The 22391-nt window shown below is 71.6% G+C and carries 21 protein-coding genes and 1 pseudogene; 15 read left to right on the forward strand and 7 right to left on the reverse strand.

Features of this window, described 5'->3' with window-relative positions:
• Positions 1 to 2 precede the first annotated feature (2 nt).
• Genes ACZ6A9_RS13945 through ACZ6A9_RS13965 form a run of 5 tightly spaced genes read left to right on the forward strand, consistent with a single transcriptional unit; the run spans position 3 to position 5324 of the window.
• A complete protein-coding gene (locus ACZ6A9_RS13945) occupies positions 3 to 1292 on the forward strand; it encodes a hypothetical protein (RefSeq protein ID WP_468984179.1) in 1290 nt (429 codons plus the stop codon).
• Positions 1289 to 2236 carry a glycosyltransferase family 2 protein gene (locus ACZ6A9_RS13950; RefSeq protein ID WP_468984182.1) on the forward strand — a complete coding sequence of 316 codons (948 nt, stop codon included), beginning with the start codon at positions 1289 to 1291 and terminating at the stop codon, positions 2234 to 2236. Before ACZ6A9_RS13945 ends, ACZ6A9_RS13950 begins: the two co-directional genes overlap by 4 nt.
• A complete protein-coding gene (locus ACZ6A9_RS13955; protein ID WP_468984186.1) occupies positions 2233 to 3447 on the forward strand; it encodes a polysaccharide pyruvyl transferase family protein in 1215 nt (404 codons plus the stop codon). Before ACZ6A9_RS13950 ends, ACZ6A9_RS13955 begins: the two co-directional genes overlap by 4 nt.
• The gene (rfbC, locus tag ACZ6A9_RS13960) at positions 3444 to 3995 is read left to right on the forward strand and encodes a dTDP-4-dehydrorhamnose 3,5-epimerase (protein WP_468984189.1); all 552 of its coding nucleotides are present in this window, start codon (positions 3444 to 3446) and stop codon (positions 3993 to 3995) included. The genes ACZ6A9_RS13955 and rfbC overlap by 4 nt, the downstream gene beginning before the upstream one ends.
• A 3-nt stretch (positions 3996 to 3998) precedes the next feature.
• The gene (locus tag ACZ6A9_RS13965) at positions 3999 to 5324 is read left to right on the forward strand and encodes a glutamate-1-semialdehyde 2,1-aminomutase (RefSeq protein WP_468984192.1); all 1326 of its coding nucleotides are present in this window, start codon (positions 3999 to 4001) and stop codon (positions 5322 to 5324) included.
• Positions 5325 to 5331: 7 nt separating this feature from the next.
• On the opposite strand, the gene ACZ6A9_RS13970 is transcribed toward ACZ6A9_RS13965, so the two are convergent.
• A complete protein-coding gene (locus tag ACZ6A9_RS13970) occupies positions 5332 to 6018 on the reverse strand; it encodes a phosphatase PAP2 family protein (RefSeq protein ID WP_468984194.1) in 687 nt (228 codons plus the stop codon).
• 357 nt (positions 6019 to 6375) lie between these two features.
• Here ACZ6A9_RS13970 and ACZ6A9_RS13975 point away from each other — a divergent pair, with 357 nt between their 5' ends.
• The 3 genes from ACZ6A9_RS13975 to ACZ6A9_RS13985 all read left to right on the forward strand — a co-directional run bounded on the left by ACZ6A9_RS13975 (position 6376) and on the right by ACZ6A9_RS13985 (position 8696).
• Positions 6376 to 7029, forward strand: a complete 654-nt coding sequence (locus ACZ6A9_RS13975; protein WP_468984197.1) for a CatB-related O-acetyltransferase — start codon at positions 6376 to 6378, stop codon at positions 7027 to 7029.
• Positions 7026 to 7919: a Vgb family protein gene (locus ACZ6A9_RS13980; protein WP_468984199.1), complete on the forward strand. Its 894-nt coding sequence runs from the start codon at positions 7026 to 7028 to the stop codon at positions 7917 to 7919. Before ACZ6A9_RS13975 ends, ACZ6A9_RS13980 begins: the two co-directional genes overlap by 4 nt.
• Before the next feature lie 114 nt (positions 7920 to 8033).
• Positions 8034 to 8696 carry a DUF5701 family protein gene (locus ACZ6A9_RS13985; protein WP_468984201.1) on the forward strand — a complete coding sequence of 221 codons (663 nt, stop codon included), beginning with the start codon at positions 8034 to 8036 and terminating at the stop codon, positions 8694 to 8696.
• Between the two features lie 17 nt (positions 8697 to 8713).
• On the opposite strand, the gene ACZ6A9_RS13990 is transcribed toward ACZ6A9_RS13985, so the two are convergent.
• Together ACZ6A9_RS13990 and ACZ6A9_RS13995 are read right to left on the reverse strand one after the other, a co-directional pair.
• Positions 8714 to 9763, reverse strand: a complete 1050-nt coding sequence (locus tag ACZ6A9_RS13990; protein ID WP_468984204.1) for a beta family protein — start codon at positions 9761 to 9763, stop codon at positions 8714 to 8716.
• 283 nt (positions 9764 to 10046) lie between these two features.
• Positions 10047 to 10529, reverse strand: coding sequence for an ATP-binding protein (locus tag ACZ6A9_RS13995; RefSeq protein ID WP_468984206.1), 483 nt, complete (start codon positions 10527 to 10529; stop codon positions 10047 to 10049).
• A gap of 138 nt (positions 10530 to 10667) precedes the next feature.
• Between ACZ6A9_RS13995 and ACZ6A9_RS14000 the strand changes: the two genes are divergently transcribed.
• From ACZ6A9_RS14000 to ACZ6A9_RS14010, 3 genes are all read left to right on the forward strand, one after another.
• Entirely contained in the window at positions 10668 to 11543 is an 876-nt protein-coding gene (locus tag ACZ6A9_RS14000) for a helix-turn-helix domain-containing protein (RefSeq protein ID WP_468984208.1), read from the forward strand.
• A complete protein-coding gene (locus ACZ6A9_RS14005; protein WP_468984210.1) occupies positions 11540 to 11722 on the forward strand; it encodes a DUF397 domain-containing protein in 183 nt (60 codons plus the stop codon). The genes ACZ6A9_RS14000 and ACZ6A9_RS14005 overlap by 4 nt, the downstream gene beginning before the upstream one ends.
• A 271-nt stretch (positions 11723 to 11993) precedes the next feature.
• Positions 11994 to 12257, forward strand: a complete 264-nt coding sequence (locus ACZ6A9_RS14010; RefSeq protein WP_468984213.1) for a hypothetical protein — start codon at positions 11994 to 11996, stop codon at positions 12255 to 12257.
• Positions 12258 to 12387: 130 nt separating this feature from the next.
• Here ACZ6A9_RS14010 and ACZ6A9_RS14015 read toward each other — a convergent pair whose 3' ends face one another.
• The gene (locus ACZ6A9_RS14015; protein ID WP_468984603.1) at positions 12388 to 12660 is read right to left on the reverse strand and encodes a transcriptional regulator; all 273 of its coding nucleotides are present in this window, start codon (positions 12658 to 12660) and stop codon (positions 12388 to 12390) included.
• A gap of 126 nt (positions 12661 to 12786) precedes the next feature.
• On the opposite strand from ACZ6A9_RS14015, the gene ACZ6A9_RS14020 reads away from it, so the two are divergent.
• Positions 12787 to 13662, forward strand: coding sequence for an alpha/beta fold hydrolase (locus tag ACZ6A9_RS14020; protein WP_360692349.1), 876 nt, complete (start codon positions 12787 to 12789; stop codon positions 13660 to 13662).
• A 74-nt stretch (positions 13663 to 13736) separates the two neighbouring features.
• Positions 13737 to 14869: pseudogene (locus ACZ6A9_RS14025) on the forward strand (IS630 family transposase).
• Positions 14870 to 14876: 7 nt separating this feature from the next.
• Here ACZ6A9_RS14025 and ACZ6A9_RS14030 read toward each other — a convergent pair.
• Positions 14877 to 15011 (reverse strand): hypothetical protein, encoded by a 135-nt coding sequence (locus ACZ6A9_RS14030; RefSeq protein ID WP_468984215.1) that lies wholly within the window; start codon positions 15009 to 15011, stop codon positions 14877 to 14879.
• A gap of 598 nt (positions 15012 to 15609) precedes the next feature.
• Here ACZ6A9_RS14030 and ACZ6A9_RS14035 point away from each other — a divergent pair.
• Positions 15610 to 17373: a lysyl oxidase family protein gene (locus tag ACZ6A9_RS14035; RefSeq protein ID WP_468984217.1), complete on the forward strand. Its 1764-nt coding sequence runs from the start codon at positions 15610 to 15612 to the stop codon at positions 17371 to 17373.
• Between the two features lie 204 nt (positions 17374 to 17577).
• Here the strand turns inward: ACZ6A9_RS14035 and ACZ6A9_RS14040 are convergent, their stop codons facing one another.
• Complete coding sequence (locus ACZ6A9_RS14040) at positions 17578 to 18126, reverse strand: hypothetical protein (RefSeq protein WP_468984220.1); 549 nt, start codon at positions 18124 to 18126, stop codon at positions 17578 to 17580.
• A gap of 210 nt (positions 18127 to 18336) precedes the next feature.
• Between ACZ6A9_RS14040 and ACZ6A9_RS14045 the strand changes: the two genes are divergently transcribed.
• Positions 18337 to 21504, forward strand: a complete 3168-nt coding sequence (locus tag ACZ6A9_RS14045) for an AfsR/SARP family transcriptional regulator (RefSeq protein WP_468984222.1) — start codon at positions 18337 to 18339, stop codon at positions 21502 to 21504.
• Positions 21505 to 21686: 182 nt separating this feature from the next.
• Here ACZ6A9_RS14045 and ACZ6A9_RS14050 read toward each other — a convergent pair whose 3' ends face one another.
• Positions 21687 to 22388: a hypothetical protein gene (locus ACZ6A9_RS14050; protein WP_468984224.1), complete on the reverse strand. Its 702-nt coding sequence runs from the start codon at positions 22386 to 22388 to the stop codon at positions 21687 to 21689.
• Positions 22389 to 22391: the final 3 nt, after the last annotated feature.

Consider the following 22391-nt stretch of genomic DNA (forward strand, 5'->3'; position numbering starts at 1 on the left):
CGATGACCACCGAGGAGGAGAGGACGAGGCCGGCGTCGGCGTCCGCGAGGCGGGGCGTCCTCGGGCGGCTGTCCTGGGGACTGGCCGACCAGGCGGCCTCCAGCGTGAGCAACTTCGTGGTGGGCGTCTACGTGGCCCGCTCGCTCGGGGTGACCGCGTTCGGCGTGTTCAGCCTCGCCTGGGTGACCTACGGCGTGGTGCTCAACGTCTCCCGGGGGGTGGCCACCGACCCGCTCATGGTGCGCTTCAGCGGCGTGCCGGAGGCTTCCTGGCGCGGGGCGGTGGCCCGGTCGTCGGGTGCCGCGCTCGGTGTCGGCGCCGCCCTCGGCGCGGTGTCCGTGGCGGCCGGTCTCGCCGTCGGCGGCCCGGTGGGCACCGCGTTCGCCTGCCTCGGCGTCGTCCTGCCGGGGCTGCTGCTGCAGGACGCGTGGCGGTTCGCGTTCTTCGCCGCCGGTGCCGGGCGCAAGGCGTTCGTCAACGACGTCGTGTGGGGCGTCGCGCTCGTCCCGGCCCTGCTGGTGGCGGCCCGGGTGGGCAGCGTGTCCGCCTTCGTGGTCGCCTGGGGCGGGTCCGCCGCGGTGGCCGCGGTGTACGGCTGCGTCCAGTCCGGTATCCGGCCCCGCCCGTCCGGCGCCCGGGCGTGGGTGCGCGAGCACCGCGACCTCGGCTACCGCTATCTGGTCGAGAACGTCAGCAACAGCGGCGCGAGCCAGCTGCGGGCGTACGGGCTCGGCGCGATCGTCGGGGTGGGCGCGGTGGGCGTGATCCGGGGGGCGGAGCTGCTGCTCGGCCCGTTCCTCGCGCTGCTGATGGGGCTGTCGCTGGTCACTGTGGCGGAGGCGGCGCGGGTGCTGCGGCGGGCCCCGCACCGCCTGGGCACGTTCTGCCTCGTCCTCGGCGGCGGTCAGGCCGTCGCCGCGCTGCTGTGGGGCGGGGCCCTGCTGCTGGTGCCCGACCGGCTCGGCGCACTCGTGCTCGGCGGCGTCTGGAGTTCCGCCGCGGCGCTCGTCGTGCCGGTCACGCTCGGTGTCGCGGGTGCCGGCCTGGGCACCGGCGCGGCGGCCGGGCTGCGCGCGCTGGGCGCCGCCCGGCGCAGCCTGCGCAGCCAGCTGTTCGCCTCCGCCTGTTACGTCACCGGCGGGCTCGGCGGGGCGGTCGTGGCCGGCACGGCCGGCTCCGCCTGGGGCGTCGCCGCCGCCACCGCGTGCGCTTCGGCCGTGTGGTGGCTGCACCTGCGGTCCGCCCTGCGCGAGCACCACCAGAACACCATCCGTGAAGTGAGGACCCCATGACCGCGCACCCCAGGCTGAGCATCGGCCTGCCCGTCTACAACGGCGAGGAGTACCTCGCCGAGGCGTTCGAGGCGCTGCTCGGACAGACCTACGAGGACTTCGAGCTGGTCGTCTCCGACAACGCCTCGACCGACGGCACCCAGGACATCTGCCGGACGTACGCGGCGAAGGACTCCCGCATCCGCTACATCCGGCTGCCCCGGAACATCGGCGCCGCCCCGAACCACAACCACGTGTTCACCGAGTGCCGGGGCGAGCTGTTCAAGTGGGCCTCGCACGACGACCTGTACGCCCGGGACCTGCTGCGGGCCTGCGTCGAGGCGCTGGACGAGCGGCCGGAGGTGATCCTCGCGCACAGCGGCCAGGCCGTCATCGACGGCGACGGCAAGGTGAAGGTCCCCTACGCGTACGGGCTCGCCACCGACTCCCCGCACGCGCCGGAACGCTTCCGCAGCCTGCTGTTCGAACCCGGCGGCGACGACTTCTACGGCGTGATGCGGGCCGACGTGCTGCGCCGGGTGAAACCGCACGACAGCTACCACCACGCGGACCGCACCTTCGTCGCCGAGATCACCCTGCACGGCCCGTTCCACCAGGTGCCGGAACTGCTGTACTTCCGCCGCGACCACCCCACCCGCGCCGAGCGGGCGAACCCCTCCAAGCGCTCCCGGTGCGTCAACCTGGACCCGCGCCGGGCCGGGCCGCTGCACCCGACGCCCCGGCTGCTCGCCGAGTACGTGTGGGGCTTCGTCTCCGCGATCCGGCGGGCACCGCTCTCCGCTGCCGACCGGCGCGCCTGCTACCGCCACCTGGCCGCGTGGATGACGTCCCGGGTCCGGCCGGGCGCCGGCGAACGGGTGGAGGACCGCGCCCCCGTCGACCCGGATCGGCTCACCGTCTCCGTCGACGCCCTCGTCGCCGGCCGGGAAGGACGGCAGCCGTGAAGCAGGTGCGCGTCGGGCTGTTCGGCCTGCTCGGCTCCGGCAACCTCGGCAACGACGGCTCGCTGGAGGCCGTACTCGGGTACCTGCGGCGCACGCGCCCGGAGGCCGTCGTGGACGCGCTCTGCGGCGGACCCGAGGCCGTCACTGCCCGGTACGGCATCCCCGCGACGCGGCTGCACTGGTACGGCGGGGAGTACCGGACCGCGTCGCGGGCGGGCGCGATCGCGGGCAAAGGGCTGGGCAAGCTCGTCGACGCCGTCCGCACCGCCGCCTGGGTGCGCCGCCACGACGTGGTGATCGTGCCGGGCATGGGCGTCCTGGAGGCGACACTGCCGCTGCGGCCGTGGGGCTTCCCGTACGCGCTGTTCCTGCTCTGCGCGAGCGGCAGGCTGCTGGGCACGAAGGTGGCGCTGGTCGGTGTCGGCGCCGCCCCCATCGGCAGCCGGCCCACCCGGGCCCTGGTGCGCTGGTCGGCGCGGCTCGCCGCCCACCGTTCGTACCGGGACACCCTCTCCCGGGACGCGATGCGGGCGATGGGCGTGGACACCACCCGCGACGCGGTCCACCCGGACCTCGCCTTCGCCCTGCCCGCACCGCCGCCCGGCGAGGACCGGCGGCCGGGCCTGGTCTGCGTCGGCGTCATGGACTTCCACGGCGGCGACGACGACCGCGACCGGGCCGTGGAGATCCACCGGCGCTATCTCGAGGGAACGACCCGGTTCGTGCGCGCGCTGGTCGAGGAGGGCAGGCCGGTGCGGCTGCTCACCGGCGACGCGTGCGACGCACGGGTGGTCGAGGCGATCCGCGACGCGGTGGACTCACCGCTGGTCACGGCCGCCCGAGCCACCTCGCTGGCGGACCTGATGCGGGAGACGGCGGCCGCCGACTCCGTGGTGGCGATCCGCTACCACAACCTGGTCTGCGCCCTGAAGGCCGGTACCCCGACGCTGGCGCTCAGTTACGCGGCCAAGAGCGACGCGCTCATGGCCCGCATGGGCCTGGACGCCTACTGCCACCCGGCCCGCGAGGTCGACGCCGACCGGCTCCTCGCACAGTTCCGGTCGCTGGAGGAGCGGTCCGCGGAGCTGCGGCGGATCCTGACCGGGCGGAACCGGGACGTCACCGAACAACTCGACCTTCATTTCGCCGCGTTGACGGCGGCCCTCTTCCCCGCGACCGCACCCTCCCACGCCCCGCAGGAGACCGCATGAAAGCGACCGACGTCCCGGCGATCGCCGGCGCGTACCTGTTCGAACCGACACCGTACGCCGACGAACGCGGCTTCTTCTGCCGCACCTTCGACGCCGACGTGGTCCGCTCCGTGGGCCTCGACCCGGACGCCTTCGTCCAGGACAGCCTGTCCCGCTCGGTCCGGGGCGTCCTGCGCGGGCTGCACCTGCGCTCCGGCGACGGCGAGGCGAAGCTGGTGCGGTGCTCGTACGGGAGGATCTTCGACGTCGTCGTGGACCTGCGGCCCGACTCCCCCACCTACCTCGGCCGGGCCACCTTCGAACTGTCCGGCGAGACACAGGCGACGCTGTACATCCCGGCGGGCTGCGCGCACGGCTTCCAGGCACTGACGGACACCGCCGACACCTCGTACCGCATCGACCGCCCGCACGACCCGGCCGAGGACGTGACGATCGCCTTCGACGACCCGGACCTCGCCATCGACTGGCCCCTGCCGGTCACGTCGGTGTCCGCCCGGGACCGTCGGGCGCCGAGCCTCGCCGAGGTGCTGAAGCAGAGGGAGAACTGAGGCGTGACCACCGAGGAATTCCGCCTGCCCCGCTCACGGGAGGCGAACGAACGCCTGCACGCCCTGATCCCCGGGGGCGCGCACACCTACGCCAAGGGCGACGACCAGTACCCCGACCACCTGGCCCCGGTCATCAGCCACGGCCACGGCGCCCACGTGTGGGATGTCGACGGCAACCGCTACGTCGAGTACGGCTCCGGCCTGCGGTCGGTCAGCCTCGGCCACGCCCACCCGCGCGTGCTGGAGGCGGTGCGGCGCGAACTGGACCGGGGCAGCAACTTCGTCCGCCCGTCGCTGGTGGAGGCCGAGGCGGCGGAGCGCTTCCTTGCCACCGTGCCGACCGCCGAGATGGTGAAGTTCGCCAAGAACGGCTCCGACGCCACCACCGCCGCGGTGCGCCTGGCCCGCGCCGCCACCGGACGCCCCCGGGTGGCCCTCTGCGCCGACCATCCGTTCTTCTCCGTCGACGACTGGTTCATCGGCACCACCCCGATGTCCGCCGGCATCCCGGCGGCGACCACCGACCTCACCGTGGGCTTCCCCTACGGCGACCTGGCCGCCACGGAGGCGCTGCTCACCCGGTACGAGGGCGAGATCGCCTGCCTGATCCTCGAACCCGCCACCCACACCGAGCCTCCGCCCGGCTACCTCGCCGGCCTGCGCGCCCTGGCCGACCGGCACGGCTGCGTCCTGGTCTTCGACGAGATGATCACCGGATTCCGCTGGTCCGAGGCCGGCGCCCAGGGCCTGTACGGCGTCGTCCCCGACCTCTCCACGTTCGGCAAGGCGCTGGGCAACGGGTTCGCCGTCTCCGCGCTGGCCGGGCGCCGCGAATTGATGGAACGGGGCGGGCTGCGCCACTCCGGCGAGCGGGTGTTCCTGCTGTCCACCACGCACGGGGCCGAGACGCACTCCCTGGCCGCCGCGATGGCCGTGCAGGCCACCTACGTCGAGGAGGGCGTCACCGCGCGGCTGCACGCCCTCGGCGAGCGGCTGGCCACCGGGGTCCGCGACGCGGCGGCCGCCATGGGCGTCGGCGACCACGTCGTCGTCCGGGGCCGGGCCAGCAACCTGGTCTTCGCCACCCTCGACGAGAAGCGGCAGCCGTCCCAGGAGTACCGCACACTGTTCCTGCGCCACCTCCTCACGGGCGGGGTACTGGCGCCCTCGTTCGTGGTGAGCGCCGCACTCACCGACGCCGACATCGACCACACCGTCGACGTGGTGGCCCAGGCCTGCGCGGTGTACCGGAAGGCCCTGGACGCGGGCGACCCGACACCCTGGCTGGGGGGACGGCCGGTGAAACCGGTGTTCCGGGCGCGCGCCTGACCAGCCGTCAGATACGTGATCGGCCGGTGCCGTTCAGGACCGGACGGCCGCCCTGTCCGGCGGCCGTCCGGTCGACCAGCCGGGCGATCGCCGGCACCACCGCCAGCGCGGTGCACCACCCGCCGAGGACGTCGCTCGGGTAGTGGGCGCCGAGGGCCACCTGCGCCCAGCCCATGGCTCCCCCGGCGACCAGCGCCGCACCGAGCACGAGTGCCGTGCCGGCCGTCCTGCCGAGGCCGAGCCGGCCGGCCACGAGCAACGCCACCACGAGGGCGAACGCGGTGAGGAAGGCGGTGTGCCCACTGGGGTAGGACAGGTTCGCGTCGCCGTGGATGGTGCGCCCCACCAGCGGCTTGAGCAGCTTCGTCACCCCCACGGCCACCCCGGTGCCGACCACGACGAGCACCGCCGCCCGAGGAGACCGCAGCAGCAGGCACCCCGTCACGGCGGCCACGACCAGCACCGCCGCCCCCACCGGCTCGCCCAGGAAGTCGGTGGCCAGGGCGGCCTTCCGCCACGACGGCCCCACACCCTCCACCGCCGCCGACACCCGCGCGTCCACCGCGCCGGGTTCGCCGTCACCCGCGTACAGGGTGCCGAGCACGACGACCACGAGCGCGGCGAGCACCGCGCACCACCCCGGCCATCCTCGCAGCGACGGGAGCAACGCCTCCCGCCCCGACCGGCCGGTCACCCCGCCACCACACGCCCTTCGGCCGTCGGACGCCCCCGGTGCATGGCCTGCACGGCGGCCGCCGGCCGAGGCGGACACCCCGTCCCGCACCGCCGGTCCCCTGCCGTGGCCCTCATGACTCCCCCGTATGCGGCTCCATTCGACCGGCCCGGCACGCGGGCCGGCTCCGGCCGGGCGATCGTACGTCACCGACGCCGCCCGTCGTTATGCACATGACGCCCGCCGGTGCCCGGTCCTAGGGTGCTGACGAAGGATCATGACAGTGAAGGGCGTTCCACCCGGCCCGGCCGCGACGAGCCGGCCGGGCCCTCCCGGTCATGGTCACCGAGCGGATTCCACCTCACCAGGAGCCGGACGTTGACACCTGATCCCCTGACCCTCCACCCGCTGCCGGCCCACGACAGGGTGGTGTTCCTCAAACCGCTGGTCCGCTCCCCGAAGATCGTCGTCGGCGAGTACACGTACTACGACGACCCGGAAGCCGCCACCGACTTCGAGCACCGCAACGTGCTCTACGCCTACGGACCGGAGCGGCTCGTCATCGGCAGGTACTGCGCCATCGCCACGGGCACCCGGTTCCTGATGGCCGGTGCCGAACACCCGACGATGGGCGTGTCCACCTTCCCGTTCACCATGTTCGGCGGGGAGTGGGCCGAGCGGACCCTCGACATCGTCACCGGTATGCCGAGCCGGGGCGACACCGTGGTCGGCAACGACGTCTGGCTCGGCCACGGGGCCACCGTCCTGCCAGGCGTGCGCATCGGCGACGGCGCCGTCGTCGCCGCCGGGGCTGTCGTCACCGCGGACGTCCCGCCGTACACGATCGTCGGCGGCAACCCGGCCCGCCGGATCCGGCAGCGGTTCGACGACGCCGACGTCGACCGGCTGCTGAGGGCCGCCTGGTGGAACTGGCCGGCCGAGCTGGTCACCGCACACACCCGCACCATCATGGCGGGCACCCCGTCCGACATCGCCCGCATCGCCGCCGACCACGGACTGGAGACGGGATGACGAACGTGTCGATCGAGGAACACCCGGTGGACGTCGGCGGCGGACCGTACGCGATCACCACCGGACCCGACGGGGCGCTGTGGTACACGCTGGTCCACGGTGGCCGGATCGGCCGGCTCGTACCCGGCGGCGAACCGGAGAGCCACCCGCTCGACCAGGACTGCGGGCCGACGGTCATCACCCCCGGTCCGGACGGCGCCCTGTGGTTCACCGAGTACCGCGCCCACCGCATCGGCCGCATCACCACCGGGGGCGACGTCACCGAACATCCCCTGCCCACCGCCGAGTGCGGGCCGTTCGGCATCGCGGCGGGCCCCGACGGGGCGCTGTGGTTCACCGAGACCACCGCCGACCGCATCGGCCGCATCACCACCGACGGTGAGGTCACCGAGTTCCCGCTCCCGGTCACCGGCGCGTTCCCCTCCGCGATCACCGCGGGTCCGGACGGCGGAATGTGGTTCACCATGAACCAGGCCGACGCCGTCGGGCGGATCGGCACCGACGGCACGATCACCGTCCACCCGCTGCCCACCACGGGCTCGGCACCGGTCGGCATCACCCTCGGACCGGACGGTGCCCTCTGGTACGTCGCGATCGCCGCCGGTCACATCGGCCGCATCACCACCGAGGGCGAGGTCACCGAGTTCCCGCTGCCCGACCGCGCCGGCCGGCCGCACGCCATCACCGCGGGCGCCGACGGAGCCCTGTGGTTCACGGAGTGGGGCGGCAACCGGGTCGGCTCCGTCACCACCGAAGGCGTGATCGGGACACACGACCTGCCCACGCCCGGCTCGGAGCCGCACGGCATCACCCTCGGCCCCGACGACGCCGTGTGGACGGCACTGGAAACCGGTTCCCTCGCCCGTATCGCCCCGGCACCGGCCGCTTGACGACGAGGCCGATGAGGGACACGGCGGCCACGGCCCCGATGTCACCGGCCCGCCGAGCACCCCGTGGAAGTGATCTTTGAGCCCGGCCCGCACACCCCAGCGCGAAAGGACCCCATGACACACACCACCACCGACCCCGGCACCGAATTCGACCGGCAGGTCCGCACCCTCGTCGAACGGGACTGGCCTGCGACGGCCCACCTGTCTCCGGAACGCTTCACCACCCTGGTCGCGCCCCTGCGCGGCCTCGTCACCGACATCACCGACGGCGCGTGGGCACCGGAGACGGGGCGCGTCCCCTTCCTGCTCGTGGTCACGCGGGACGTCGTCCCGATCGAGCAGACGATGGCGCGCACCACCCTCCGCGGAAGGAACGTGCCGGGATTCGTGGACCGGTCCTTCGAGCCCGGCGCCCTCGAGCGGTTCGTCGCCGTCGAGGGGACCCGCCTTCCCGACCCGCGCGCCTACCTGCTGTTCGACGTCGAGCGTGGGGAGGAGTTCTGCGGTGCCGTGCCCAAGGACGCCATGGACACCATCGCCGCCCGGGGACGCTCCCCACTCACCATCGAGGAAGGGGTCGCGCTGATCACCCTCTTCCCCGAGCTGCTGGTCAAGAACAAGTGCTTCTCGCTGGGCGGTTCACGCTCCGGCGACCGGCGGGTCCCGGCGATCTGGATCAGCCGGCACGCTCCGAAACTTGGCTGGTGCTGGGAAGGAAACCCGCATACCTGGCTGGGCATGGCCTCGGCCCACTCCCGCCATGCCGCAACCAGGTAGGAGCACGGGCACGCACCTCACCCTCCGGAACTTCGAGCCACGAACGCCATGTGCTGGATGTTCCCGGCTCTGTTCCAGGTGGAGTGGTTGCCCGGGGTCCCCACGCCCCGGGCCCGGTCGCACAGCCACGCCTCCCCCGCGCTCGCCGCCGCTCCCCGGAAGTCGGCGAGACCGGTGAGGATCCTGGCGGCCGCTCGGTTCGCGTCGTCGTACTGCCTGCCGTAGGGCACCTTGACGAGGTGGTAGGAGCGGGCGGTCGTGTAGCGGAGGACGCCCCACGGCGGGCCGCCGCCGCCTGACACCGACGGCCGGGTGACGTACGTCGCGGGGTGGACGCCGTAGTCGCCGTAGCCGAGCCGGGAGACATAGGGACGGTCGGCGTGCCGGATCTCGTGCCAGGTGTCCCAGTCCGTGCGCGGCGCCTCGTACCGCGCGCCCTCCCGGAACTCGTCCGGCGGATCGGGGAAACCCCCGGCCACCACGGTCACCGTGCCCCAGGAAGTGAGAGGGAGCAACGCGTCCAGTGTGCGCACGGCCTCCTTCCCGGCGTCGGGGCGGTCCGACAGGACCGTGCCGAGGTCGAGGAGGAGGTCGACGGGGTGACCGGCGGGCAGACGGCCGAGCAGCGCGGTGACCTCGTCCGCCCACGACACCGTGCTGTCGTTCCAGCCGCCGAGCAGCCGAACCCTGAGGCCCAGGGGGATGGCCTGCCGTCGGGCCACGGTGAGGGCGAGCGACTGCTGCGCGTCGGGACGCCCGGGGCCGGTGACCGGCCGGAGGAAGCGGTCCTCCCACCACTGCGGGCCCAAGGTGTCGGCCAGCACGGCGGCCTCGGAGTCGTCCACGAAGGGGGCATCCAGCCAGGCCGGTGTGCGGGGCTGCGCACGAGTGGCCTCCCCGGCCTCCTTCGCGATCCGCCCCGCCAGTGGTCCGGGCAGCATGCCGGGGTGAGGGGACAGCGTCCAGAGCGGGACGACCCCGCGTCGTAGGGCTCCGGGCAGGCCGCGGTAGGCAGCGGCCGCGTGCGGTCTGGCCGGAAGGACGGGGACGTACGGCGGTACGGACATGGCGTTCCCCCTCGGCGCTGCCCGTGCGCGGTGCTTCCCCCCAGGGTGAAACCCCCGGCAAGGGCCGGAAAGGGCGCCAATCGGCCATCACTCCTCGCGCAAGGTGATCAGGCTTCACCGGCTGCAGGTCGGCGGCCTTCGCGACTCTCTGGTGCGCCGCCCGGTCGCCAGGTCGCGGTCACCGATGATCGTCGGCAGCAGAACACAACACGGCTCCGGCTGAAGGATGCTCAGGTCTGACGTCGTCCGTACGGCATGGAATCACCGCACGTCGTTCGCGAGTTCATGTGGGAGTCGCGCACACCGCCCACACCGTCTTACCGGGACCGTCGGAGCGTAGGTGCCAACCCCAGCGGGTGGCGAGCCCCGCGACGAGGAGCAGCCCTCGACCGCCGGTGTCCTCCGCACCGGGGGCGTGCAGCTCCGCGGGGTCGGGTGGCGTGCGTTCGGTACGGGTGTCGGTGACCTCGATCCTGGCCGTACGCGTGAGTGCGCACACGTGCAGGAGCAGGTGGAAGTCCCGGCCGGGGACCTGACCGTGCCGTACGGCGTTGGCGGTCAGCTCGCCGAGGACCAGCACGATCTCCTCGTGCGGACCGGTGCCGTACGGAAGGCCCCAGGTGGCCAGCCGGTACGCGGCCAGCCGGCGGGCGAGGCGGGCGCCACGTGGGGTGGAGGTGAAACGCATCTCGAAGGTGCGGCCCGAGTCACCGGCGGGAGCCGTGGGTGGGGAGGTGCTGACGGGGCTGGGGAGTTGGTTCGTCATGCCGCCAACGGTGCTCTCGGTCGCGCAGCGTGACCAGTGGTGACTCAGCGACGCGGTCCGTTGTACGCGCGGCGGCGGTACCGGTACGAGGCGCGCTGCGTGACGAGGCCGCCGGGGCGGCGTTGAGCCAGGGAGGCGATGGCGATGACCGAAGATGTGGGCGAGAGGGCCGGAGCCGTGATGGCGGGCGACGCGGAAGGGGCGACGGCGGACACGTCCGGCCAGGCCGTCGTCGTCGCGTTCGGGCAGACGATGAAGACGCTGCGGGTGCGGGCGGGTCTGGAGCGCGAGGAATTCGGGCGGCGGATCGGATACTCGGCGTCCACGATCGCGTCGTACGAGCAGGGGCGGCGGATCCCGTCACCCAGGACCATCGAGCGGGCGGACGAGGTCCTGGACGCGGGCGGATTGCTGACCGTGTGGAAGGAGCAGGTGGAGCGGGCTCAGTATCCGGTCCGTTTCCAGGGGATGGCAAAGCTGGAGAAGGAGTGCATCGAGCTGCTCATGTACGACGCGCTGATCGTCAACGGCCTGCTCCAGACCGAGGAGTACATGCGTGCCCTGCTTGGTATGAGGCGTCCGCCCCTGCCCCAAGAAACGATCGATCAGCGGGTGACCGCGCGGCTGGCCCGACGGGACATCTTCGACCGGCAGCCCGCACCACTACTGGGGTTCGTCATGACCGAGGCGGTGCTGCGGCAATGCTACGGCGGCAGGGGCGTACTACGCGGCCAGCTGGAGTACCTCCTTCTGATCGGACAGAAGCGGAACGTCGAGATCCAGATCATGCCGCTGAACTGCGAGGACAACGCGGGCGTGAACGGGCCGTTCACCGTCGTCACTCGGAAGGACGGCAACAAGTTCGTCTACTCCGAGGCACACGCGGTCAGCTCACTCGAAGCCGACCCGGAACAGACGGCTCTCGCCTCCGCACGCTATGGGATCATCCGATCACAGGCTCTCAGTCCGCGGGAGTCCTCGCAGTTCATCGAGATGTTGCTGGGAGAGCTATGAACACCGCCGAGTCCGAACTCACCTGGTTCAAGAGCAGCTACAGCGACACCGAGGGCGGCCAGTGCATCGAGGTCGCGGCCGGTGAGAAAGTTGTACACATCCGGGACTCCAAGGCCGTGGCCGGCCCCGTCCTCCGCGTGTCACGTGAAGCGTGGGCGGGGTTCGTCAGGGAGGCCTGACGGCCACGCGTGAAGCGAGAGACCCGCCCCCGGGCGGCAGGTCTCCCGCACACCTCACCTGGGCAGATACGGGCTCGGCTTCGAACCGATCGCGGTGGCCCTCATCGGAGCAGAGCGTGAAGTACTCCCCCAACTGCTCGACGACGAGGAGACCCCGGGCCCTTCCGCGACGGCTCGCGCCAGCGACCCCTCGGCGAGCCCGCGGAAGGGCCGCTCACCCGGGGCGGACACCAGTCGTACGGGCCCGAGGCCCGCTTCCTCGGCTTCCTCCGTGACCGTGACAGCCGCCAAGAGCAAGGACAGCTACGGCAAGTGCCTGCTCAAGGCCGTCGGTGCCGACCGCCTCTGCGGCCTCGGCGGGGTCGCCTCGGCCATCATGAACAAGCTGTCCGAGAAGAAGTGGTCGGACGCGGCACGTCTGATCACCAAGGAGGCCGCCAAGCGCGGCGTCAAGACAGCCGTGAAGGGCGGGGTCGTCGGCCTGGCCGCCACGCTTGCGGCCAGCGGCATCTGGTGCGCCACGCCCTGGGCGTGAGCCCTTCGGGCCGACCGCGCTGAACCGTCACCGGCAGGGCCTGCTCCGAGACGGTGAACGGGTGGACCGAAGCGGACTTCGGTCCACCCGTCCGTGCGCGCTGCCGGTTCCCCGCCCCACGCAAGCGGGATTACTGGCCGAGGTCCGACTGCACGACCTTGCGCAGTTCTTCGAGGTACTCCTGGAACCGCTCGCGCCCCGAGGACGAGAGCCGGACCCTTGTGACGGCGTGCCGGCGCTCCCGGAACTTGGCGATCTCCACGAGCCCCTCCTTCTCCAGAATCCCCAGCTGGCGGGAGAGCTCCGAGGTCGTCAGCTCCAACGCCTCCTGCAATGCGGAGAAGTTGACCTGCTGCACATGGCGGAGCGCGCCGAGGATGGCGAGCCTGTTCGGTGAATGCATCACCGTCGACAGGCGGGTACGCGGTTGCGGCGTCACGCTAGTGCCGCATCAGACAACGTTTGCCCTGTTCGAGGCCATGGTGAAAGTCGCGTGCAGGACGTCAAATCTATGGCCATGATGTTGATCATGACTCGATACACCGATGTTCCTGCCCGGCTGGGTGAGAGTGCTCTGTCTGATGGGCGGGTGCTTGGCTGGGCAGAGTGGGGGCCCTTGGACGGGGCGCCTGTTCTGTTGTGTCCTGGTGCGGCTACGAGCCGGTGGCTCGGATTCGGCGCAGGCGTTGTTGAGGCGCTCGGAGTGCGTCTTGTCTCCGTGGATCGTCCGGGTCTTGGTGTCTCGACGCCCGCCCCTGGGCGGACCTTCTCTGACTTCGCTGGAGATATGCGCCAACTCTGTCTGCGGCGGGGGCTGGGGCAACCTGTTGTGGTCGGGAATTCGCAAGGTGCACCATTCGCTCTTGCCTGCGCTGCGGAGGGGGTCGCCTCGGCACTGGCTGTCGTCTCCGGTGCGGACGAGGTCGCCAGGCCGGAGTTCGCTGCAGTTCTGAACGCGGACCTGCGTGGTCTCGTCGAGCGGACTGAGTGCGATCCGGCTGGCGCCGAGGAGTTTTTCGCTGGCTTCACTGCGGATGCGATGTGGGACATGGTCATGACCGGGAGCCCAGGGTGTGACCTTGCCGTGTACCAGGATCCTGATTTCGCGGCTGGTTACCGCAGGGCCTTGGACGAGGGATTTGCTCAAGGTGCCGCTGGCTACGCCCGTGACACGGTCCTGGCGATGGGGCGGTGGCCGTTCGCCCTCGATGAGATCGCTGTCCCCGTCGATATCTGGTACGGCGAGCAGGACAGCAGCCACTCGCCCGATAACGGAGCACTGCTTGCTGCCCGTGTGCCCGGTGCTCGTCATCACGTCGTGCCGGGGATCGGCGGTGCCCTGCTGTGGACTCATGCCGAGTCGATCCTCACATGCCTCCTTGAAAAGACCATCACCGGCCAGTAGACGATCAGTTCGTCGCCGTGCCGGGGGCGCGAGGCGTGCACGTGCCGGACAGCGATCTGCGTCAAGCTGTGCGGGTGGCTGAACGCGTGCAGGTCCGGGAGATTGATGACGACGAGGGCAGGCGGTTGCTGCGGATCATCCGCAGAGGCACGGGGTCAGTGGTGACCTGGCGGCGGGCCCAGATGGTGCTGCTGTCCGCGAGGGCATGCCCGTGGCGAAGATCGCCGAGGTGACGTTCACGAGCGCGGACCGGGTCCGGGATGTGATTCACAACTTCAACGCGGACGGCTTCGACTCGCTATACCCGAAATACAAGGGTGGCCGGCCCAGAACCTTCACCCTCCCGGAACGCCGGGAGATCAAGAAGATCGCCAAGTCCAAGCCAGCCGAGCACGGCCTGCCGTTTTCGACCTGGAGCCTTGCCAAGCTGGCCGACTTCCTGGTCGCCGAGGGGGTGGTCGACGACATCAGCCACGAGGGCCTTCGGGTCCTGCTCCGCGAGGAGGGCATCTCGTTTCAACGTGTAAAGACCTGGAAGACCTCCCGAGATCCGGACTACGCGGCCAGAAAGGCGCGGGTCGAGCATCTCTATGCGATCGCCGACGGGGAGGTGATACCCGAGGACGACGAGCCGGAAGTTGTTTTGTGCCTGGACGAGTTCGGGCCGCTGAATCTCCAGCCCCACCCGGGGCGGCAATGGGCCGAGCGCGGCGGGAAGCACAAGGACCCAGCCCGCGAGCCCAGGCCCCGCCGCCGCTCGACCTACACCCGGCCTCATGGGGTCCGGCACCTGTTCGCCGCCTACGACCTTGCCCGGGACAAGCTCTACGGCCACATCAAGCCGAGGAAGAACCGCACGAGGTTCCTGGAGTTCTGCCGTTACCTGCGCAGCCTCTACCCGCCCAAGCTCCGCATCGCGATCGTGCTCGACAACTTCTCCCCGCACCTCACCACGAAGAATGACACTCGGGTCGGCGACTGGGCCGCAGCCAACAACGTCGAGCTCGCCTACACACCGACCAACAGCTCCTGGCTGAACCGCATCGAGGCACAGTTCACCGCCCTGCGCTACTTCACGCTGGACGCCACCGATCATGCCAGCCACAAGGAGCAGGGCAGCATGATTCGCCGCTACATCATCTGGCGGAACAAGCACGCAACCGACGAACGCCTCCGCAAGGTCGTGAACAGGGCGAACATTGCCTGATACGGCACTAGCGCCTCCAGCGCAGGACGAGGTAGACCGCCGGCACCGCCGCCGACACGCACGCGGCGGCCGGATCCGCGGGGTTGTCCCACAGCACCTTGAGCCCGGGAATCGCCAGCGTCACCGGAGCGAACAGGAACACGGCCTCCTCGGCCTTCGTGTGCGGCCTCCGGCCGGGCGCCCGGAGATGCAACCACCGCCAGCGCAGCACGAGTGCGAGCGCCCCCACGAGGACGACGCAGCCGAGCAGTACGGGAACACTGTTCGCGCCCGCCCCGCGAGCACCGAGAAGAGTGCGACCGCCGACAGCACCCCGAGCGCCCGCTCGCCCGGCGCTGCGGCCTTCGTCAGTGCCGGAGCCTCGTCGATGACCCGCAACTGCTCTGCGGAATCCGGTTCCTGTCCCATGGTCGACCTCCATCCATTGCGTTGCGTCGCCAGAACATGCACCTAGTTTCCAAAAGTGCAACTAGATGCACTCGCGGGAACGTGCGCGGCGAAAGGCCCCGCCCACTCCGCCCGAGCGTGACGTGCCCGGCGGCTGCCGCACGGACATGAGACAGGTCCGGCTACCGGTAAACGCTTTTCGGACAACTCGGCGCGGCAGCGGAAGCGGAGCCAACCCGGAGGGTGCCCGGTTCCCTCTCACGGTCCGAACACAGCAGCCCCAGAAGTCAATTGGGGCCGCACTGCTCATCCAGACTCCATGACGCACTCCACAGCCGGAAGCACGAGGACCGATGACCAGACTCCAGCAGGGCCGCCCCAACCGCCTGGCCCGCCCCTCCCTCGCCATCGCCGCGGCCATCGCCGTGGCGGCGGGCGTCGTCGCTGCCGCACCCGACGCGAAGACCGCGGAGCCGACACCGAAACTCAGCCTGATCGCCGCATCCACCTCGGTCACGCTCGACTCGTGGACGGAGGATCCCGGCGTCTATCTCGACCTCGGCACGTACCTCACCTCCGAGAACGGCGCCTTCGAACTCAAGGTGACCCGCAAGTCCTACAAGGACCCCGTCGTCACCCAACAGGTCCTCCGAAACGGGAAGAAGACCCGGACCAAGGCGCTCCCCGCCGGGCTCGTGAACGACTTCTCCGGGCTGCCGGACTTCACGCAGATCACCCTCACCGACGCGGCCGGTTCGACGGTGCTGGAGAGGACCGAGGCGTTCTGCCCCAACAACGCCTCCGGGCGGGTCCGGCCGGACGCTCCCGCCAACTCGAAGTATCCGGAGAGCTGCCCGACGAACCCGTTCACCCTCGGTTCGGTGTGGGGGGTCGAGAACGGCTGGGCGTCCAACACCTACTCCGCGTTCTACGGCGCGCCGGTCCAGCTGGAGCCCGGCACCTACACCGCCGAGATCAACGTGACCGAGAAGTACCGCGATCTCTTCGGCATCGCCGACAAGCCGCAGACCGTCAAGGTGGTCGTACGCGAGCGCAGCTGGGAGGACTCCGCGGGGGTCGCCTCCCGCAGCGCGGCGAAGACGGCCGCCTCCGGTCACGGCGCGCACACGGAGCACGGCGCGCATGCGGGGCACGGGGCACACGCAGGGCACGGGGCCACGGCGGACACCCCGGCCCCCGGAGCCGTGACGAGCGGCGCCGGGCCCTCGTACAACGCCGGCCACGGCCCCTACCCGTCGGCTCCGCCCGCCCTGCCATGGGCGATGAAGAGGAAGTCCCTGGGGCGTCAGGCCGTCGCCGCCGCCGAGGCCGGTGACGGTCCCGGGCAGACCGACGGTTCGCGCCAGGCACCGGGCGCCCAGCCCAACGCGAAGCGGCCCACCGGCAAGGCGGCCGTGCCCGACGTCCCGAAGCCCGACCTGCGTTCGCTGCCCGCGTTCGGCATCACCGTCAGCGACGGCTACGAGGAGGTACCCGGCAAGGACTACCTCGCCTTCAGCGCCAACGTGTGGAACGCGGGCCCGGCCAAACTGGTCGTGGACGGCTTCCGTTCCCCGGGCAAGGAGGTGATGGACGCCTACCAGTACTTCTACGACGCCGACGGCAAGCAGGTCGGATACACCCCGACCGGCGGCATGGAGTGGGACCCGCGTCCCGGCCACGAGCACTGGCACTTCCTGGACTTCGCCAGTTACCGGCTGCTGACGGCCGACCAGAAGGAGACGGTACGCAGCGGCAAGGAGGCGTTCTGCCTGGCCAACACCGACGCCGTCGACTACACCGTGAAGAACGCCTCTTGGCACCCGGGCAACACGGACCTGTCCACCGCGTGCGGCTACGAGAACTCCATCTCCGTGCGCGAGGTGCTCGACGTCGGATCCGGTGACACCTACACCCAGGACCTGCCCGGCCAGTCCTTCGACATCACGGACCTGCCGAACGGCACGTACTACATCCAGGTCCTCGCCAACCCGGAGAACCGGCTCAAGGAGACCGACCACAGCAACAACAGCGCGCTGCGGAAGGTCGTCCTGGGCGGTGAGAAGGGCGCGCGTACGGTGACGGTCCCCCCGCACCACATGGTGGACGCCAACTGACCCGCCCGTGACGGACGGGGCGGCTCCGGTCCCGGACCGGAGCCGCCCCGTTGCGTGCGGGACCATCGGCGACCGCGGCCCCGCGCCCGCCGGGCGCGGGGCCGTTCCCCCCGTCGGACCGGCGCCGCTCCCCCGTGTCGGCGCCACTCCCCTGGTGTCGACGCAGCTCCGCGCGAGCGGTTGCCCCTGCCGGAGCGGGCCGCGTCAGGTCGCGACCCGTTCGCCGGACGGTTCGGCGACCACGATCTGAAGGTGCGGCGGCGCGTACGCGCGTGCCTTGCGCACCATCTTCGCCAGGTCGAACTTGCCCCGCTCGACGGCAACATGGACGGGAGCGGGCATGGCCGGGTGGTGCGGCGGGGTACTCACGCCCGCCGGCAGCCGCGCGCCGGGCCGCAGTCGGGCACCGATCAGCGCGTGCGGGCTGTCCGGCGGTGTGGCGACGACGAACTGGGTGACGTCGGACCACGGCAGCAGCACCTCACCGAACCGTGCCCCGACCGCGTCGAACTGGAAGGCCGTACGGCGGCGCTCGAACCACCCGATGATGACGGGGAGGGCCGCGACGACCACCACACCGCCCTTCATCTCGAGGGCCCAGCCGAGGAGCGCGGCGAGTGCCACCACGCCCACGATGGATCCCCACAGGCCCGCCTGGTCCTGGGCGGAGAACGGGTGGGTGACCCGGTAGCGTTCCCATCGCGCACCGATCCGGGTGTACCCCCTGCTGGGGGCTCCGTGGGTCTGCGGCATTGCACCAATCCCTCTCTCAGCGGTGAGTCGGCTCGCCCCGAGGACCGCCCTCCGGCTGTCGAGGACCTCGGTGCCACCGCCCGACTCTCTCCCGACCCGCTGCAATGCCCATGAAATTCTGATGACATGGCGTCCGAGGGGTCGAGAAGCCGCTGCACGCACGGGAAACACCGGGAGGTGACGGTGGGCGCAGTTCCAGGGGATGAGGGTGTGCGCCGGGATGACACGGGCGGGACACTGCGCGTGGACCTGCTCGGGCCGGTCCGGGCCCGTCGCGGCGACGCGCCCCTCACGCTCGGCCCGGTACGGCGCCAGGCGGTACTCGCCGCCCTGGTCCTGCGCGCACCGGCCTTCGTGACCCGTCGGCAGCTCCTCGACGATGTGTGGGGCGCCGATCCCCCGGCGACGGGCGGGCAGGTGCTGCCGAGTTACGTGTACGCCCTGCGCAAGACGCTCGACCCGGCGGACGCGGGACCGGACCGGTCGGTGATCCGCGGCGGACAGGGGAGCTACGGTCTCGTGTCCGACGGAACGACGACCGACCTTGTCGAGCTCGCCGCGGAGACCGCCCGCGCACAGCGGGCGAGGGCCGACGGCGATCCGGACGCCTCGCTCCACCACGTCGGTCGCGCACTGGAGTTGTTCCGCGGCGAACCCCTGCCGGGCCTGCCCGGACCGCTCGCCGACACCGAACGGCGCCGCCTCCTCGGGCAGCGGCGCGCGCTGCACCAGCAGCGGGTGGAGTGTCTGGTGCTGCTCGGACGCTGGTCCGACGCCCTGGACGGGCTCATGGCGGTGCCCCTGGCCGATCCGCACGACGAGTCGATTGCCGCGCTGCGGATGCGGGCCCTGTACGGCAGCGGCCGACAGGCCGATGCGCTGGCCGTCTACCAGGGGACACGGCGTCTCCTGCGCGACGACCTGGGTGTGGAGCCCGGCGAGGAACTGCGCCGCGTGCACCAGGCGGTCCTGCGCCGGGACGACCGGCTGCTGCCCGGCCCGGCGAGGGACCGGTACGGGGCCGGCGCCACCGCATCCGGCACCGCCGGTAGCGGAGTTGCCGCCCCCGACGCCGATCGGCCCGCGCCTCGCTCCCAGGCTGCCCCGCCCCGAAACCCCTCGCCCGAGCACCGTACGCCCGGCGGATCCGGCCGTCCCCTCCCCCGCCCCGGCCGCAACGACCTCCCCGGCGACACCGCCTGCCTGGTCGGCCGTGAGCGTGAACTCGCCCTGCTCACGGCGCCCATGTCCACGAAGGCCGTGTCCGTCGTCACCGTCGACGGGACGGCCGGTGTCGGCAAGACCACTCTGGTCGTGCGGGCCGCCTGGGCTCTGCGCGCCTCCCACCCCGAGGGTTGTCTGTTCGTCGACCTGCACACGCACGGCGCCATCCACGAGAGCGTCACCCCGCAGCGGGCCCTTCGCCGGCTGCTGCGCGCGGTCCGCGGCAACGACGACTTCCCGGACGGCCTGGACGGCACGCGCTACTCCGACCACAGGCACGATCCGGACAGCACGGACAGCACGGGCAGCACGAACGGAACAAACGGCACGGACGGCACGGACGACCTGACGGATCTGGTCGCGGCATGGCGCGCGGCCACGAGCGGCCTCAGGCTCCTCCTGGTCGTCGACGACGCCCTCGGCGCCGACCAGGTGCGTCCCCTGCTGCCCGCCGGGCCGGGCAGCAGGGTCCTGGTGACCGGCCGGCACCGTCTGTCCGGTCTGGACGCCGATCTGCGGATCACCGTGGAGCCACTGGGCACGGGCGACGCCGTCACCCTGCTCCGTGAGCTCCTCGGGGAGTCCCGCGCTGACGATGAACCCGGGGCGGCGCTCGAACTCGCCCGCCGCTGCGGCGGTCTGCCGCTGGCGCTGCGCATCGCGAGCGCCCGGCTGCAGCACCGTCCCTCCTGGAGCCTGTCCTTCCTGACCGGCCGGATGTCCGACGACGTGCGCGGCCTCGGTGAACTGCGGGCCGGGGACCGCAGTGTGGAGGCCGCCTTCCGGATGTCGTACGAGCAGCTCGCCCCCGGGCTGCGCCGCGCCTTCCGCGCCTCGGGCCAGTCCCCGACCGCCCGCTTCGACGGGCTCACCCTGGCCGCCATGCTGGGTGGACACCGGGAGAACGCCGAGGACTTGCTGGAAGAACTGGTCGACGCGAGTCTGCTGGAGCAGCCGCATCCCGGGCGCTACCGGATGCACGATCTGGTGCGGGCGCACGCACGCCTCCGGGCGTCCGACGCTCCGGAGGAGGCGGCCGCGGACCGCGCCGCCGTGCTCCACCTCTACACGGCCGCCGGCCGCGTCGCGAGCGACTGGGGTCCCGAGGCGTTCCCCACCGGCCCCGATGTCAGCGGTTCCCCGTTCCCCGACTGGCGGGAAGCCTCGGCCTGGCTGAGGGCGGCGGGCGGAGAACTGGTCGACGTGGTGGCCTACGCGGCCGCCGCCGGCCAGTTCGACCACGCCTGCTGGATCGCCGAAGCCCTGGTCGACCCCCTGCTCCACCAGGGGCACTACGACGAATGCCGGACCGCTCTCGAACTCGCGCTGCCCTGCGCCGACGTGGCCTCCGACGGGCGGATGGCATCCGCGCTGCGCAACTTCCTGGGCATGATCGACATCTGCCAGGGACGGTTCCAGGGGGCACACGCCTGGTACACCGAGGCGCTGCGCCACGCCCGCGATCACGGCGACGCGCAGAACCGGGCCCGCGCGACCGCAGGACTGGGGACGGCGGCGGGATGGCTGGGCGACACCGAGACGGCGGTCGCCCACCTCGGTGAGGCGGTGGAGCAGGCGGCCCGGCTCGGCGACGACTGGCTGACCGGAACGGCGGCCTACAACCTGGGCGCCGTCCGCTCCCGGCAGGGGCGGCCCGAGCAGGCGCTCGACCACTACGCCACCGCCGTCACCATGGCCGAGAAGAGCGGCCGGCCCCGGACGATCAGCACCGCGCTGCGCTTCGCCGCCGACGCCCACCTGTCCCTCGGCCGTTACGACAAGGCCGTCGACCTGCTGCGCCGGGCCGCCGAACTGGCCCGCGAGGCGGGAGACCTGCACCTGCGTACGGTGGCCCTGTCGCGTCTGGGCGAGGCGGAGCACGCACGGGGCCACCTGCATGCCGCCGTCGACGCCCAGCACGAGGCCCTGGACACACTCACCCGGTACACCAGTACGTGGCTGGAGATGCACGTGCGCATCGCTCTCGGCGCCACCTACACCGCGCTGGGCCGTCGCACCGAGGCCCGGCGGGAGTTCGAGACCGTGCTCTCCCTGCCCGGAGCGGGCGAGCACGCACAGCAACTGGACCTGGCCGGCGCCGGTCTCCGACACGCCGACCGCCCCCACCCTGGCGGCCCCGCCCTTCGCCCATGACCCGCTCGGAGTGCCCTTAGCCGTACCCGTGCCCGGGGCCGGCCGCTTCTGCGCCACATGGTCCGGCCGCTCGCTCCGCTTCACGCTCCCCGATACCTGACGGGGGTGGTTGCCACCCCACCGCGCCCCATGGAGGCGGGGACAGCGCACCGCTCGCAGTCAGTTCCCTCGGACACCGGCGGCTACACGGGATCCAGCACCGGCTCTGCGGGGAGCCCGCCGTTCTTCTCGCAGCGCAGCTCCTTGGCCATGGCCAGCGAGACGGAGTGGGCCACGGTCGCGTACGCGTCCTTCAACGCCTCCACGTCACCTTCGGGTTCCCTTGGCATGGCCCAATGTTCCACGCCGATTCGAATGTGGCCCACCCTTGACGAGTTGAGCAACCTCTCGCTCCGGCACGCGAACTGGACGTACGCCATGTCCGCCGCGGCGAGGGTCTCCTCTCCCATCTTCAGCACGGTGAACTTCGGGGCCGCCGGCTTATCCGGCGGAGCGCCGTCTAGCAGCCTCCAGGTAATTCTGAGGTCGAAATCCGGCGTACCAATAGGCGTATAGATACGGCAGAGGTCCTCTCTACCAACGGTGGGAACCGGGAACGCCTCAACGAGGTCCACCCCAGCCTGCACGACGGTGTACCTATCTGCCGACGCCTCGAACCGCGATGTCCCCGTAATCGCCTTCAGTGCCTCGGAAGCGTCGGCGGACACCGCCCTGCCACCGCACAGTTGCGTCCCCGCGACGACCTTGTAGTCCTTCGGAGTCTTCGGGGTTCCATCCACCTCTCCGTCCCCGCGACAGCCCGTGGCTCCGAGAAGCAACGAGCCGGCCAGGGCCGCGGCGAGGAGTCCTATTCCTATCAACTTACGCCTGATCACTGTCCGCATCCT

The sequence above is a fragment of the Streptomyces sp. NPDC041124 genome, from assembly GCF_055592385.1.

Excerpts from the sequence above, each read along its gene's own strand:
- ACZ6A9_RS14020 (WP_360692349.1), top strand. The coding sequence starts at position 12,787 with ATGACTCGATACACCGATGTTCCTGCCCGGCTGGGTGAGAGTGCTCTG.
- ACZ6A9_RS13985 (WP_468984201.1), top strand. The coding sequence starts at position 8,034 with ATGACACACACCACCACCGACCCCGGCACCGAATTCGACCGGCAGGTC.
- rfbC (WP_468984189.1), top strand. The coding sequence starts at position 3,444 with ATGAAAGCGACCGACGTCCCGGCGATCGCCGGCGCGTACCTGTTCGAA.
- ACZ6A9_RS13995 (WP_468984206.1), bottom strand. The coding sequence starts at position 10,529 with ATGACGAACCAACTCCCCAGCCCCGTCAGCACCTCCCCACCCACGGCT.
- ACZ6A9_RS14015 (WP_468984603.1), bottom strand. The coding sequence starts at position 12,660 with ATGCATTCACCGAACAGGCTCGCCATCCTCGGCGCGCTCCGCCATGTG.
- ACZ6A9_RS13945 (WP_468984179.1), top strand. The coding sequence starts at position 3 with ATGACCACCGAGGAGGAGAGGACGAGGCCGGCGTCGGCGTCCGCGAGG.
- ACZ6A9_RS14000 (WP_468984208.1), top strand. The coding sequence starts at position 10,668 with ATGGCGATGACCGAAGATGTGGGCGAGAGGGCCGGAGCCGTGATGGCG.
- ACZ6A9_RS13990 (WP_468984204.1), bottom strand. The coding sequence starts at position 9,763 with ATGTCCGTACCGCCGTACGTCCCCGTCCTTCCGGCCAGACCGCACGCG.
- ACZ6A9_RS14050 (WP_468984224.1), bottom strand. The coding sequence starts at position 22,388 with ATGCGGACAGTGATCAGGCGTAAGTTGATAGGAATAGGACTCCTCGCC.
- ACZ6A9_RS13980 (WP_468984199.1), top strand. The coding sequence starts at position 7,026 with ATGACGAACGTGTCGATCGAGGAACACCCGGTGGACGTCGGCGGCGGA.
- ACZ6A9_RS14040 (WP_468984220.1), bottom strand. The coding sequence starts at position 18,126 with ATGCCGCAGACCCACGGAGCCCCCAGCAGGGGGTACACCCGGATCGGT.
- ACZ6A9_RS14005 (WP_468984210.1), top strand. The coding sequence starts at position 11,540 with ATGAACACCGCCGAGTCCGAACTCACCTGGTTCAAGAGCAGCTACAGC.
- ACZ6A9_RS14035 (WP_468984217.1), top strand. The coding sequence starts at position 15,610 with ATGACCAGACTCCAGCAGGGCCGCCCCAACCGCCTGGCCCGCCCCTCC.
- ACZ6A9_RS13950 (WP_468984182.1), top strand. The coding sequence starts at position 1,289 with ATGACCGCGCACCCCAGGCTGAGCATCGGCCTGCCCGTCTACAACGGC.